This window comes from Pilosibacter rotomagensis (genome assembly GCF_045062245.2).
Lineage (GTDB): Bacteria > Bacillota > Clostridia > Lachnospirales > Lachnospiraceae > Pilosibacter.
The window spans coordinates 3,448,924-3,463,859 of the sequence record NZ_CM170323.1; the positions used below are offsets into that span (position 1 = coordinate 3,448,924).

The 14,936-nt window shown below is 51.1% G+C and carries 13 protein-coding genes; 9 read left to right on the forward strand and 4 right to left on the reverse strand.

Features of this window, described 5'->3' with window-relative positions; all coding sequences use genetic code 11:
* Positions 1–202 precede the first annotated feature (202 nt).
* From ACI3EW_RS15495 to hydF, 9 genes are all read left to right on the forward strand, one after another.
* Positions 203–1,903 carry an ABC transporter substrate-binding protein gene (locus tag ACI3EW_RS15495; RefSeq protein ID WP_118297566.1) on the forward strand — a complete coding sequence of 567 codons (1,701 nt, stop codon included), beginning with the start codon at positions 203–205 and terminating at the stop codon, positions 1,901–1,903.
* A gap of 140 nt (positions 1,904–2,043) precedes the next feature.
* Positions 2,044–2,994, forward strand: a complete 951-nt coding sequence (locus tag ACI3EW_RS15500) for an ABC transporter permease (protein WP_118297567.1) — start codon at positions 2,044–2,046, stop codon at positions 2,992–2,994.
* A gap of 6 nt (positions 2,995–3,000) precedes the next feature.
* Complete coding sequence (locus tag ACI3EW_RS15505) at positions 3,001–3,939, forward strand: ABC transporter permease (RefSeq protein ID WP_405578050.1); 939 nt, start codon at positions 3,001–3,003, stop codon at positions 3,937–3,939.
* A 12-nt stretch (positions 3,940–3,951) separates the two neighbouring features.
* Positions 3,952–4,980, forward strand: coding sequence for an ABC transporter ATP-binding protein (locus ACI3EW_RS15510; RefSeq protein ID WP_118297568.1), 1,029 nt, complete (start codon positions 3,952–3,954; stop codon positions 4,978–4,980).
* The gene (locus tag ACI3EW_RS15515) at positions 4,965–5,939 is read left to right on the forward strand and encodes an ABC transporter ATP-binding protein (RefSeq protein ID WP_118297569.1); all 975 of its coding nucleotides are present in this window, start codon (positions 4,965–4,967) and stop codon (positions 5,937–5,939) included. Before ACI3EW_RS15510 ends, ACI3EW_RS15515 begins: the two co-directional genes overlap by 16 nt.
* A gap of 111 nt (positions 5,940–6,050) precedes the next feature.
* Positions 6,051–6,365, forward strand: coding sequence for a hypothetical protein (locus ACI3EW_RS15520; protein WP_215701903.1), 315 nt, complete (start codon positions 6,051–6,053; stop codon positions 6,363–6,365).
* Positions 6,366–6,446: 81 nt separating this feature from the next.
* Positions 6,447–7,115, forward strand: coding sequence for a cytidylate kinase-like family protein (locus ACI3EW_RS15525; protein WP_405578046.1), 669 nt, complete (start codon positions 6,447–6,449; stop codon positions 7,113–7,115).
* Positions 7,116–7,611: 496 nt separating this feature from the next.
* The gene (gene hydE / locus ACI3EW_RS15530; RefSeq protein WP_252197313.1) at positions 7,612–8,760 is read left to right on the forward strand and encodes a [FeFe] hydrogenase H-cluster radical SAM maturase HydE; all 1,149 of its coding nucleotides are present in this window, start codon (positions 7,612–7,614) and stop codon (positions 8,758–8,760) included.
* A gap of 57 nt (positions 8,761–8,817) precedes the next feature.
* Positions 8,818–10,101, forward strand: a complete 1,284-nt coding sequence (gene hydF / locus ACI3EW_RS15535) for a [FeFe] hydrogenase H-cluster maturation GTPase HydF (protein WP_405578042.1) — start codon at positions 8,818–8,820, stop codon at positions 10,099–10,101.
* A 262-nt stretch (positions 10,102–10,363) separates the two neighbouring features.
* Here the strand turns inward: hydF and ACI3EW_RS15540 are convergent, their stop codons facing one another.
* The 4 genes from ACI3EW_RS15540 to ACI3EW_RS15555 all read right to left on the reverse strand — a co-directional run bounded on the left by ACI3EW_RS15540 (position 10,364) and on the right by ACI3EW_RS15555 (position 14,808).
* Positions 10,364–10,876, reverse strand: a complete 513-nt coding sequence (locus ACI3EW_RS15540) for a shikimate kinase (protein WP_118297709.1) — start codon at positions 10,874–10,876, stop codon at positions 10,364–10,366.
* Positions 10,877–10,950: 74 nt separating this feature from the next.
* On the reverse strand, positions 10,951–11,742 hold the full coding sequence (locus ACI3EW_RS15545) for a flavin reductase family protein (protein WP_118531441.1): 792 nt from the start codon (positions 11,740–11,742) through the stop codon (positions 10,951–10,953).
* Between the two features lie 26 nt (positions 11,743–11,768).
* Entirely contained in the window at positions 11,769–13,445 is a 1,677-nt protein-coding gene (locus ACI3EW_RS15550; RefSeq protein WP_118531439.1) for a putative manganese-dependent inorganic diphosphatase, read from the reverse strand.
* Positions 13,446–13,866: 421 nt separating this feature from the next.
* Positions 13,867–14,808 carry an ROK family glucokinase gene (locus ACI3EW_RS15555; protein ID WP_118297710.1) on the reverse strand — a complete coding sequence of 314 codons (942 nt, stop codon included), beginning with the start codon at positions 14,806–14,808 and terminating at the stop codon, positions 13,867–13,869.
* Positions 14,809–14,936: the final 128 nt, after the last annotated feature.

Here is a 14,936-nt window from a genome sequence, read left to right on the forward strand (position 1 = left end):
AATACTTGACTTTTTTAAGTTCTGGTTTTATTCTTAGGCACATAATTTTATTAACGATCCCCCCATTTATCAAAGGCGATAACTTCTGTCAGAAGTGCGCCTTTCTTTTTTACCCGGATCTTCCAAAGCGACTGCCGGTTTTATTTCACCGGTACCAGGATCCGGCGGATCGTTCGTAAAAAAAGAGAGAGGAGAGATTCTTATGAAGAAAAGACGATTGATCGCACTTGCAGCCGCAGCCGTTATGGCAGCATCTTCCCTGGCAGGATGCGGCGGTTCCCAGACGACCTCCCAGACAACAGCCGGTTCCACCGCTGAGACGGCTGCTGCCTCATCCAACGCAGTGTCTCCGGATGCCAAATCCACAGATCAGACACTTGCTTCCGGTATCGCAGTTGGTTCTTCCGACGGAGAAGCCGTAAAGGGCGGAACACTGGTAGTGTCCATGCCATCTTCCCCGCTGACTCTCGATCCGAAATCCTACTCCACGATGTATGAAAACCACATCATGTACAACGTCATGGAGACTTTATTTATCTGGGATCAGGATTACAAAGAACTTCTTCCATGTCTTGCGACGGATTACACCGCCAGCGATGATGGTCTCACCTACACCATCAACTTAAGAGACGATGTCTATTTCCAGAAAGGAAAGTTCCAGGACGGAAGAAAGATGACTGCAGAGGACGTCAAGTACTCTCTCGAACGAAGCAAAAATGAAAGTACCACAGACCGTATCTGCCGTGACTTCTTCGATTACTGCGAAGTGACAAGTCCGACTCAGGTCGTGATCCATATGAAGTCCGTTGCAGGACCGTTCATCAACCAGTTAGCTGAGATCGGAAACGTCATTCTTCCGAAAGAGGAAGTCGAAGGCTGGGGAGATGAGTTTGGTTCCCATATCGTTGGTACCGGTCCATTCACCCTCGAAGAGATGGTAACCGATGAAAAGGTTGTTTTAAAGAAGAATGACAATTACTGGGGGACCGAGCCGAACGTCGATGGAATTGAATTCCGCATCATCTCCGACTCCAATCAGGCGATCAACGCAGTACAGACCGGTGAGGTCGATATCGCGATGTATCTCCAGGGCGAAGCGATCAAGCGTGCCCAGGATGCAGGTCTCTTACTCCAGACCGCAAGCTCCGCTGTCACCTACGTCCGCTTTAATATGCAGAATGGTCCGACTGCAAATGCAGATGTCAGAAAAGCTCTCACAATGGCAGTCGACATCGATTCCATGGTAGCCGGCATTTATCAGTACGGTGAGGGCACGAGAGCTTACCAGCCGTTACCGGTATACTCCTTCGCATATGACACTGCCTACAATGACCTCGTACCTTCCTACGATCCGGAAGGTGCAAAGAAACTCCTCGCGGAGGCCGGTTATCCGGATGGCTTCACCATGAGCCTTTACATCGGATCCACTACATACCGTGAGAAGATGGCGCAGATGTTACAGTACTACTGGAGCCAGATCGGAGTCACACTTGATATCAAGTCCTCCACGATGGCCGACTGGTCCGCAACCGTTGTCGATTCCTGGCAGGCTGATACCGTAAACAGCTACGGCGTAAGCTGGAACAGCAACCCGGATCCTTACGGTTTCCTTGGAAAGTTCTTCAGTTCCCAGACCATCCACGCTTCCTCCAACGCAGGCGGCTACAATGATCCGGAGATGGATGACCTCCTCAACAAAGGCTTTGGCTCCACTGACACTGCTGAGCGTGCCAAATACTACAAGGAAGCAATTGAGAAAGTTATGAACGAATACACCGGTATCTACTACGCATACGAGTGCCGGAACTGGGCAGTATCCCCGAAAGTACATAACGCGGTTCTCCGTGCTGATAACCAGATGTTAGTCGCAACACCGTTCAACAATATCTGGATCGAAGAATAAAACTATTACAAAATCTGCAGAAAGGGGAAGCAAATCTGATTTGTTTCCCTTTTTCTGTAGAAATGTTCGCAAAAATCGACTGTTCCCCCATTCACAGTCCCGGTGATGGATCCGGACAGTCATGAAAGGATTGGATTTTTATGGGAAAGATCATCATCAAACGATTATTGCAGACGATCCCCACACTTCTGGTCGTCGTTACACTGACCTTCTGCCTGACAAGAATGCTGCCCGGCGATCCGGCTGTGGCGATCCTGGGCATTGAGGCAAATGCGGAGGACATCGAAGCCATGAGAGCCGAGATGAACCTCGATAAACCGCTCCCGGAACAGTACGCACTCTATTTAAACGGACTCGTCCACGGTGATTTCGGTTACTCCTACAGTTACCGCCAGGACGTTCTTCCGCTCATCACTTCCAGGATCCCGAATACACTGACTCTGACGCTGACAGCACTTTTCTTCGCTTTCATCATCGGAACCAGCGTCGGCATCATCGCTGCTTTAAAGCAGAATACGATCTTCGATTACATTGTCATGGTCATCACGCTCGTCGGCGTGTCCATGCCAATCTTCTGGCTGGCTCTTATGCTGGTCCTCCAGTTTTCCGTTAAAATGAATCTCCTGCCTGTCATGGGCATGGGCGACATCTCCAAAGGCATCGGGGATGTGGTGAGCCACATGATCCTGCCAGGTTTCTGTCTCGCGACGATCCCGATGGCGACTTTCGCGAGAACCATGCGTTCCAGCATGATCGACATCATGAGCAGTGACTACATCCGATGTCTCAGAGCCCGCGGCATCCGGAAAATGAAAGTCATCCTGATCCACGGATTAAAGAACGCACTCCCGCCGCTGATCACCGTTCTCGGACTTCAGATCGCCGGAACCTTTACCGGTGCGATCATCACAGAGGGAATCTTCTCCTGGCCGGGCATGGGAACCATGATCAACACCGCGATCAACAACCGCGATTATTCCCTGATCCAGGGAACCGTTCTCTTCTCCGCGATCATGTTCGTCTTCTGCAACATGTTAGTCGATATCGCTTATGCGATCCTGAATCCGAAAGTAAAACTGGAAAAGGGGTGATATGCCATGACATTCTTCAAGAAAAAACCTGCTGCTGCCGCAGCTTCTTCCACATCCGGCGATGCTCTTGGAAAAGACGCCAACATCGCAATGCTCTTAAAAGAACGAAATGCCAACAATGCATGGCATAAGTTAGCCAGAAATAAGACCGCTCTCGTAGGCTTCTTCATCGTTGCCTTCATGGTCATCCTCGCCGTGTTTGCTCCTCTCATCGCGCCGTATGACCCGAATGCGATCAATCCTGTTCTGCCGTTTAAGGGGATCGGAACGCCGGGACATCTCTTCGGAACGGACGATCTCGGGCGTGACATCTTATCCCGTATCATCTACGGCTCCCGCGTATCCATGATCGTCGCAGTCGGTGCCACGATCGTCGGCGCCATCATCGGCGTGCTCATCGGACTCACTGCCGGATATTTCGGTGGATGGATCGATTCCGTTCTCATGAGAGTCATGGACGGCATGTTCTCTTTCCCATTTATCCTGTTAGCCATGATCCTGATCACCGTTCTCGGAAACGGCGTCATGAACGTCATTCTGGCCATCGGTATCGCGAGTGTTCCGGGATTTGCCCGTGTCACGAGAGGTCAGGTCCTGATCGTAAAGGAAGAGGAATACTGCAACGCCTGCCGCGTTGTCGGCGTCTCCCCGGTGAGACTCTTATTCTTACATATTTTACCGAACTGCGTATCCCAAATCATCGTGTACGCAACACTCCGTATCGCAAGTGCTATCATTTCCGAAGCTTCTTTAAGCTTCCTCGGACTCGGCATCGCGCTTCCGACCGCATCCTGGGGCAGCATTCTCCGTATCGGCCGTGACTGTCTGACAACAGCTCCCCATGTAGCCGGAACTGCAGGCGCCTTCATTCTTGTGACCGTCATCGGTTTCAACCTGTTGGGCGACGGGATCCGCGATGTCATGGATCCGAAAATGAAACAGTAGGAGGTGCAGGCTATGAGTGAAAACGATGCAATCTTAAAAGTAAATGGATTAAAAACATATTTCTACCAGGCGAGCGGCGTTTCCAAAGCGGTCGATGGCGTCAGCTTTACACTGAAAGAAGGAACGACCATGGGGATCGTCGGCGAATCAGGTTCCGGAAAAAGCGTCACCAGTGCCTCCGTCATGCGGCTCATGCCGGCAAAAACAGGAAAGATCGTGGACGGCTCCATCATCTTCGACGGAGTTGATATCCGGAGTCTTTCTGAATCCCAGATGGAAAAATTCCGAGGCGATGAGTGCTGCATGATCTTCCAGAACCCGATGACCTCCTTAGATCCGGTATTCAAGATCGGCCACCAGATGGTCGAGATGATCCGAGAACACGAAAAGATCAGCAAAAAGGACGCCTGGAACAAAGCCGTTGAGGCATTAAAGCTTGTCGGCATCCCGGAGGCTGAGAAACGAATGGACGCGTATCCGCATGAGCTCTCCGGCGGCATGTGCCAGCGTGTCATCATCGCGATGGCCGTCTGCGGACATCCGAAGCTCATCATCGCCGACGAGCCGACGACCGCTCTGGATGTGACCGTACAGGCACAGGTTCTTGAGCTCTTAAAGGACCTCCAGAAGAAGCTCAATACCGCGATCCTGCTCATCACCCACAACCTCGGCGTTGTTTGGGAGATGTGTGACACCGTCATGGTCATGTATGCAGGAAATACCGTAGAATATGCGGACACAAAGACTCTTTATCAAGAGCCGCTTCACCCGTACACCTGGGGTCTTTTGGACTCCATGCCGAAACTCAGCAGCTCCGCGAAAGAGGATTTGAAGACGATCCCCGGAACACCGCCAGATCTCCGTCTTACCGGTTACTGCTGCAACTTTTATAACCGCTGTCCTTATGCCACGGAGATCTGTAAAAATCAGGTACCGCCGCTGAAGGAGGTCGCTCCCGGACATTTCGTGGCGTGCCACAGACAGGACGGAGAGCACAGATTAACACGAGGGGAAGTGAATGAGACATGCAGAAAAATGTAATCATGAGCGTCGATCATCTCAGTAAGGATTTTGTGATCCGCGGAAAAAAGTTAGGGGAAAAGAATAAACTTCTCCACGCGTTGAGCGATGTGTCTTTTGATATCTATGAAGGGGAAACATTAGGGATCATCGGTGAGTCCGGATGCGGAAAGTCCACACTGGGCCGCTGCCTTGTAAAGCTCCACAAGCCGTCCGGCGGAACGATCACCTATAACGGAAAGGATCTCTGGAACATGCCTGTCTACGACCGGGAAGCGGCCCGCAGGGATATCCAGATGATCTTCCAGGATCCGTATTCCTCCCTGGATCCCAGAAAAACGGCTTCCTACTCGATCGAGGAGGCGATGAAGGTCCACCACATCGGTGACACTGCAAGGGAACGCCGCCAGAAAGCGTTAGAATATCTCCAGGAAGTCGGACTCGACATCCAGCACATGGAACGCTACCCGCACGAGTTCTCCGGCGGCCAGAGGCAGCGTGTGAACATCGCGCGCGCCCTCTCGATGGAGCCGAAGATCATCGTCTGTGACGAGCCGGTATCCGCCCTGGACGTTTCGATCCAGGCACAGGTCATCAACCTCTTCCGCCGTCTGCAGAAGCAGTTCAACCTGACCTATGTGTTCATCTCCCATGACCTCGGCATCATCAAATATATCAGTGACCGGATCATGATCATGTACCTCGGGCGCGTCATGGAGTTCTACACCTCCGAAGGCATCTACGCAGATCCGAAGCACCCGTACACGCAGGCTCTGCTCTCCGCGATCCCGCCGGAAAGCCCGTTTGAGAAAAAAGAGCGCCTGCCGCTCACCGGCGATATCCCGAGCCCGATCGGGGATCAGGTCGGCTGCCCGCTCGCAGGCCGCTGCCCGCACTGCACGGAGCGCTGCAAAAAGGAGATCCCGAAACTCGTCGACACCGGAGACGGACATATGGTGGCATGTTTCTTATACGAATAATCTGCCTGCTGCCATCTCATGCGGAATTTTCAGTTCAGAAAATTCCTATCCGTGAAAAACAACTGCCAAACAGCTTTACGGCTGAATACTTTCATAAAGGAGTAATGTAAGATGATCGATTCTAAAAAACTGATCGCAATGGTCGAAAAATATGAAAAACTGATCTATGACACGGCAGACTATATCTGGGCACACCCGGAGACGGGATTCCGCGAGTGGAACACTTCCGCTTACATGGAAAAACACTTTGAAGAGCTCGGATACACCCTGACAAAGGCCGGAAATATCCCGGGATTCTACGCAGATCTCGACACCGGAAAGCCGGGTCCGAAGATCGCGATCCTCGGAGACTGCAAAAGTGGAATCCTATGTGCGCGGCGCTTCCTTCGACGCGATCACGATGGATCAGGATGCTGTTGTATATAATGATGATGGAACGATCACTCTGAAATTCACAAAATAATGTGTCTCACTAATGCACCATTCAGAAAGGACGGGAGATCTTGTATGAAAAACTTTGTTATCACGGTTGCCAGGGGATTTGGATCCGGCGGGCGTGACATCGCCGCTATGCTTGCTGACGAGCTGGGCGTCCACAGCTATGATAAACGGATCCTGACACTTGCGTCCCAGTACAGCGGCTATCCGGAACACTTTTTCCGGGAAGCTGACGAGACTTTAAACGGCAGTCTGATCACCAAACAGCTTCAGGCACTGCCGAAACATCATGCACCGACCGGAGAGCTCTCAAAGTTTACTTCCGATGACCGGCTTTTCGACTATCAGAAGATCATCATCGAAAAGCTTGCCGCCTCCGAGTCCTGCGTCATCGTCGGAAAATGTGCCGATTATATCCTGAAGGATTATGACAATGTCGTCAGCATCTACGTGGAGGCGCCGAGAAGCTATACACTGCGGCGCGTCATGGAACGGATGGATGATATCACGGTCGAGGAGGCGCATCACCTGATCACGAAGACAGACAAGTACCGCGCGGATTACTACAAGTATTACACCGGCGGCAACTACTGGACTAACCCGGTCAACTACGACCTGACGTTCAACAATGCGAGACTCGGGGATGAGCGCTGCGTGAAGCTCACACTCGACTGCATGAAGCTGAAATTCGGGAATGATTTCGTGGAATATATGAAGAGTATCGGCAAAGATATTTAATATCTGTTCACGTCTGCTTGATCGTTATGATTTTTCCCTTTATTTTGTAATACTGGATCCGGGGCTCCAATCCTGCTCCGGACCAGCACCAGCCCCGCCGCACTTCCTCTCTCTTGCGGCGGGGATTTTTATTCAGGAAATTTCTGTCCTTAAAAAGTATCACTCCCACATCTTTTCCTGTTCGCTCGGCTGGAATTGATTTTTATTTTCTGATATGTTACGATAGTTCTATATTCTCTGACCTGCGAGAAGTTTCCTATTCTTTCGGGAAAGAGTCGAATTCGCTATTACTGACCTTAAGAATGTTCTGACAGGGAAGAAATTGTTATCCGGCATACATATATGCCCTGCAAAAGAAAGTCTGATCCCCTCGCTGCAGCTTCTTGAACTGCATGGAGTCTTTCATATTTAACACTCGGTCTGTATCATACACTTGTACGGGCTTATTTCTTTTCTCTGTCATTTCTTCTGGTCATATTTCCCACAGGAGGACCTCATGGATACTGATTTTATGAACACCGCATTGCTGGAAAACAAGTTAAACCCGAAATGCTGGTGGAAAGAGCCGGTCCGGAACGGCGTGACTGATCCGGTCTGTCTCAATGAATTAAAAGCGCTGATCGACCGTCTGGAAGCAGGCGAAGCGCTCACGAAAGACGAATGGGTCCGTCTCATCGACGGCCGTTCCCCGGAGCTTGCAGCCTACCTCTTTCCAAAGGCGCGGGCCGTCCGGGAGCGCGTATACGGCACGGACGTCTATGTCCGCGGACTCATCGAGTACAGCAATTACTGTAAGAATAACTGCCTCTACTGCGGGATCCGGGCCGGAAATAAGAACGCAAGCCGCTACCGCCTTTCCACAGAAGATATTTTATCCTGCTGCCGGAGCGGCTACGCGCTGGGATTTCGCACTTTCGTCCTTCAGGGCGGGGAAGATCCTTTTATGACTGAGGATCGGATCACAAATCTCGTCTCCATGATCCGGAGGGAATTTCCGGACTGTGCGATCACGCTTTCCCTGGGTGAGATGGAATACGAGAGCTACAAGCGCTTCTTTGACGCTGGTGCAGACCGGTATCTGCTCCGCCATGAAACGGCAAACGCAGAACACTATCAGAAACTTCATCCGACGGAAATGTCCTTTGAGCACCGTATGAACTGTCTGAGAACATTAAAGGAGATCGGCTACCAGACCGGCTGCGGTTTTATGGTCGGCTCCCCATACCAGACATCGGAATGTCTCGCCGGGGACATGATCTTTATCCGCGATCTCAAACCGGAAATGGTTGGGATCGGGCCGTTTATCCCGCAGCATGACACACCGTTTGGAGACCAGACTGCAGGGACCATGGAACTCACCCTGTTTATGATGGGACTTCTCCGTCTTCAGGATCCGAATGTCCTGCTTCCCGCAACGACGGCGCTCGGCACGATCCATCCGTTCGGGCGCGAGCTCGGGATCCTTGCTGGCGGAAACGTTGTCATGCCGAATCTTTCCCCGGTACAGGTCCGTGCAAAATATCTTCTCTATGACAATAAGATCTGCACCGGCGATGAGGCAGCAGAATGTGTGAACTGCATGAAACGGCGGATGGAAAGCGTCGGATATCATGTCGTTGTGGACCGCGGGGATCACAAAGGATAATCCAGAAAAAAGAAAGGGATGGATTTGTTTGTGACAACAGATTCAGAAGGTGTATATATGGGAATGAATGAGACGCCGTCCGGCGAGAGAATCCACATCGGATTCTTTGGCAGAAGAAACGCCGGAAAGTCAAGTCTTGTAAACGCAGTGACCGGTCAGGACCTCTCCATCGTCTCTGAAGTCCGGGGAACGACCACCGACCCGGTCTCAAAGTCCATGGAACTTCTTCCGTTAGGGCCGGTCGTGATCATTGATACGCCCGGAATCGATGATGAGGGGGAGCTTGGGATCAAACGTGTCGGAAAAAGCCGCCAGGTACTGAACAAGACCGATCTCGCGATCCTGGTCGTGGATGCAACGACCGGAACCGGCAGCTGGGAAACTGAGATGATCCGGTTGTTTGAGAAAAAAGAGATTCCATATCTTGTTGTATACAATAAGGCAGATCTGCTCCCGGATCCCGCCCCGTCAGACAGGAAAACCAGCCGGAATGCTTCACAGGCTGGCGTTCCCACCGGAATTGCGACCGGGGACTCTCCGGCATCAAATCCGGCAGTTTCAGGATCCGGTCACAGCAATATGGTCTATGTCAGTGCGAAAACCGGTTTTGGCATCCACGACTTAAAGGAGCGCATGGCACGCCTCGTTGCCCCGGATGGAAGCGGGAAACGCCTTGTCGCCGATCTCGTACATCCGTTGGACGTTGTTATCCTGGTCGTCCCGATCGACAAAGCTGCCCCGAAAGGCCGCCTGATCCTGCCGCAGCAGCAGGTGATCCGGGATCTCCTTGACTCCGGCGCCATGCCGATCGTCTGTCGGGAGTCGGAACTTGCTGCAGCGCTTGATTCCTTAAAGAAAAAGCCGTCTCTCGTCATCACGGACAGCCAAGTCTTTCCTCTCGTGGACCGCATGACTCCGAAAGAGATCCGCCTGACCTCTTTTTCGATCCTGTTTGCGAGATATAAAGGAAATCTCACCCAGGCCGTCCACGGCGCGCGGGCTCTGAATGCGATCCAGGATGGTGATAAGATCCTGATCTCTGAGGGCTGCACCCACCATCGCCAGTGCGGGGACATCGGAACCGAAAAACTTCCAAACTGGATCCGGGAATACACCGGAAAACAGCCGGAATTTCATTTCACCTCCGGCACCGAATTTCCGGAAGATGTCTCCGATTATAAGCTCATTATCCACTGCGGCGGCTGTATGTTAAATGAACGGGAAATGCGAAGCCGCTTAAGGAATGCCGCCGACCAGGAGATCCCGATGACAAATTACGGGATCGCGATCGCATATATGAAAGGGATTTTGGAGAGAAGTGTCGAGTGTCTCGGACTCTGAGCGCAGTCTCCATGCTCTTCTGTTTTTATGACTGCTCTGCATGATTTCTGTGCGAATGAGCCAAAACATCGCGACAGTCGCCAAGGTCTCGCGCAAGCGCGGACTTTGGCTCGTTGTTCGCGTAAGTAAAAGCTCCGGTAAAGAAAGGCATCAACACTTTCTGCCTTTTTACCGGAGCTTCTCCATTTATTCGCCAAATCTCAATACAGGCTCTTTTTCTATTGGATCATACAGACCCCGCCTGTGCATAAAAATCCGCCTTTTATTTTTCCAGACCTTCAAAATAGGCTCTCAGCTCGTCTACAAGCTCACCGAACTCTTTTCCGGTCTCATCAAGCGTGATATCCGCATATTTCTCATAGTACGGAAGGCGCTCATTGTAGAGATCCCTGAGTGTCATTCCGTCTTTTAAGACAACCCCGCGATCCACAAGATTTCCGAGACGTGATTCCAGATCTTCGTAATTTAATTTCAGATACACGATCGTTGCGGTCTCTTTATAGTGCTCCATGGCTTTCGCCTCATAGATCACACTGCCGCCCGGCGCGATGACAGACTTTTCGACATCCAGATCAAGGTTCGCCTGCTCCTCAACGCGAAGGAAACCGTCATCTCCTTCTTCCGCGATGATCTCCTTCAAAAGTTTTCCGGTCTTCTCCTGGATCACAAGATCCACATCCACGAAGGAATAGCCAAGGCGCTTTGCAAGCAGCACGCCGATGGTGCTCTTTCCGGATGCCGGCATTCCGATCATCAGAATATTTTTCTTCTTCATCACTAAAGTCCTTTCTGCTGTCACACATCCTGTCATTTTTCCGGTTCACGCATCATGATCCGATCACCAGATCTTTACTGTCTGCGCGGTTTTCCGGCTCCTGATCCGGCCTTCCGTCCTGGATTTCCGATGTTTTTCCTTTCGGACGAGGTCTTTTTTCCGGTTTCCGGTGTCTTTCCTCCGGCCTTATTTCCGGCTTTCCTGCGCGGCTGCAGTTCTTTTTCCGCAGTCTTCTTTCCGGTTTCCGGCGCTTTTCTTCCAGCCTGTTTTCCTGCGGTCTTTCCGATCAGAATCTTCTTTTTCTCCGCCTTTCTCACGCTGTAGCCGAAGCTTCCCAGCTCCTCGCCCATCCCGTAATATCTTCCATGGGAATAGGCAAGCGGCTTTGCCATAGAGAGATGGAACGTATCTTTCTCATCCATGTACGCTTCGTCCACATCCACCGCCACGACATCAGCGATAAACATGTGATGGCTTCCGAGCTCCTCGACTTTCACAACACGGCACTCAATGTTTACCGGGCTTTCTTTGATCACCGGCACATTGACAACATTTGCCTTCTCCGGCGTCAGTCCCGTGTCTTTCCACTTATCTGTATCGCGCCCGGAGCGCACGCCGCAGTAATCGGTCGCCCACGCCATGGACTCGGTCGTCAAATTGACCACGAACTCTCCGGTCTCTCTAATCATATGGTAAGAGTGGCGTTCCGGCCGAACGCTGATCGACAGCATCGGCGGGTTTGTGCAGATGGTTCCCGCCCATGCCACCGTAAAAATATTCGAATTTCCTTCCCGGTCGGCCGCTGTCACAAGGACCGCCGGAACCGGATAGAGCATATTTCCTGGTTTAAACTGTCGTTTTTCCATTTGCAGATCCCGCCTTTATTCAACTTTTACTGCTGCAATGCCATCATGATCTGCGGTGCAAGCTGTTTCTTTCTGGAAACAACGCCCGGCAGCTTCACGATTCCGGTCTGCGCACTCACATTTTCCACATCCTCATCTGCCACATGGAACGCTGTGGTGATCAGCTGCTCCGCGCCCTGTCCGGTGCAGATCAGATCTGTGGACTCGGTCAGGATGTTGGTGAGCATGAAGAACATCATGTCGATCTCATGCTGCTCTCGTTCTTTTTCCGTGTATACGGACATTCTTGATCTCAGATCCTTCAGCTCCACTGCGTTTAAGGATGTGATCTGTCCAATTCCGAATACGGAATTTCCTACCGTAAAGCGCTTGAAATCCTGATAGAAGATATCGCCGTCAGACTTTCCTTTCAGGTTGCTTCCCGCAGAGAACATGTCGATCGCATACTTTTCAATGTCAAGTCCGGCGATCTGTGCAAGTGCAAGGCCGGCTGCCTTATCGACTGCTGTACAGGTCGGGGAACGAAATAACAATGTATCGGAAATGATCGCACTGCATAACAGACCTGCAGTTGTCTTATCGATCTCCATATGATTTTCCTGATACATCTGATAGATGATGGTCGCGGTACAGCCTAACGGCTGGTTTCTGAAGAATACCGGGGACATGGTCTCAACTGTTCCGAGACGATGATGGTCGATGATCTCACGGATATCGGCGCTCTCCATACCTTCTACCGCCTGACTCTTCTCATTGTGGTCCACAAGGATGATGCTCTTTCCCTTTGCACCTAAGAGGTTACGTCTGGAAATCATACCGATATACTTTCCATCAGAATCCAGGACCGGGAAATCACGGTGTCTCTTGCTCGCCATGATCTCGCGGATATCGTCGAGATAATCTTCCTCGGAGAACTCGATGATATTCTCTTTCGTCATGAAATAGCTGATCGGCATGGACTGGTTGATCAGACGGGCGGTCGTGTATGTGTCATACGGTGTCGTGATGACCGCGCAGCCGCGCTCCTGTGCCAGTTTGCGGATCGTTAAGGAAACGCCCGCACCCTCACAAACGATGATACAGCCTGCCTCCATCTCGATCGCGCAGAGCTGGGACTCATAACGGTTTCCGAGGATGACAAGGTCATGTTTCTCGATGTAGTTTTCCATCAGATCCGGGTTTGCAGCCGCGATCAGGACTTTTCCCTGATCAAAATATGTTTCGGAGTCGCCGACTACCATGCTGCCTTCCAGCGTATCCAGGATGTTCGCATATTTTGTGCATGCTTTGGAAATGATGCTGCTGTCATATAAGTTCATGTATGACTTGGTGATATCGCCGATAGTGATAACGCCCTCCAGGAGACCTTCCTCCGTCACACACGGAAGTGTTACGACGTTGTTCTCCTGCATGAGTCCCCATGCATTCTTTAATGAAATTCCGCGGGATACGCCTTTTGTCTTGCGGATCTCGATATCCTTGACCTGCGTCTTTACGTTCTCGACAAGGCGCGGCGCCTTTAAATTAAAATAATCCAGTACATACTGTGTCTCCGGGTTTACATTTCCGGCACGGCACGGCTCATAGTTCTCGCCGGTAAGCTGATGCTTGAAACCTGCATAGCAGATGGCTGAGCAGATGGAATCCGTATCCGGATTTCTGTGTCCAAGGACAAGTGTTTTTTTCAGTCCCTCAACTGCCATTGATCTTCTCCTCTCCATTCCATGCGCATATCCCCAGAAAGTTTCTCTGTCGCATTCCTTCGCAGGTTTTCCCTTTATATCCTTTTCTGGAGCTTTATGCGTTTTTCTCAGACGCACAAATGAGAATGTGTTACAATAACTTCATAGTGCGTTCATAATTTATTCATATTTGTTTTTTATACTTATTGCATAAACAAAAAGTCATTCGGCTTCGCTAACTAGACAAATTGCACATAGATTTTTCATAATTGCCCCGGTTGTCGCGACCGGGGTCTCCTCATGTTTAGGGATCTTATATGTCCGTTTATGGCGGACATTTTTCTTTATCTCCCATACACTCAAGGCCTATGCACATCAGGCACGCTTCGTATCCTTTTCCGGCAGTAAAAAGGGAGCCCGTTTTACCGGACTCTCTCTTCTTTTATCCGAGGATCAGCTTCGCAGCTCCGTAGATCCCGGCATCGTTTCCAAGCTTTGCAAGGACGATGTCCGCTTTCTTTGTCGCCATCGGAGATAATTCATCGTGATATTTCTTGATCATGTCAGTCAAAAATGTCCCGGCTTTGGAAACGCCGCCTCCAATAATATAAGCCTGCGGATCCAGGACCATGGACAGTGTTGCAAGGACCCAGCCAAGATAATAGCAGGACTTGTTGAGGGAATCGAGCGCAAGCTCATCCCCCGCTTTTGCTGCATCCAGCACATTCTTCGCGCTGATATTCTTTAAGCTTCTGAGGCTGGATGGACGGCTGTCCGCCGCCAGCATTCTTCTTGCAGTTCTCGCGATCCCTGTCGCGGAAGCAACCTGCTCCAGGCAGCCATGGCCGCCACAGTTGCAGGCCTCTTTCTCGCCTTCCATCACATGGATATGACCGATCTCGCCGCCAACACCCTGCTCGCCGGTCCAGATCTTTTCGTTCAGGATAATGCCGCCGCCGACACCTGTTCCGAGTGTCACCATGACGAGGTTCTTATATCCTTTTCCGCCGCCCTGCCACATCTCACCGAGAGCCGCCACGTTTGCGTCGTTACCGCTTTTTACAGGCATTCCGTCCAGCAGTCTGCTTAATTCCTGCTGCGGATTTCCGGCTTTCCAGCCAAGGTTTACACACACTTCGCAGTGTCCGTCCGGAAGAACCGGTCCCGGGAATCCCATTCCCGCGCCGGAAAAATCAGAGAGTTCAAGTCTGCTCTCCTTCACTGTTCTGCGGATCGAAGCCGCAATATCGCCCAGGATGTACTTTCCGTCCTCTTCTTTTCTTGTCGGGACCTCCCATTTTTTTACAAGAGTCCCATCTTCCTCAAAGATACCAAGCTTCACGCTTGTTCCGCCGATATCGATCCCAATACACTTTAAGCTCATGTGTGTTCCCCTTTTTCCTGAATCTGCCGGATCCATTTCAAACACGTTTTCAGATCCCGCGTGCCCTTAAAACCGTGTCAGTTCAGCCATGCTGCCTTCCGATGTGGATCGCTGCATGACTGAACCGT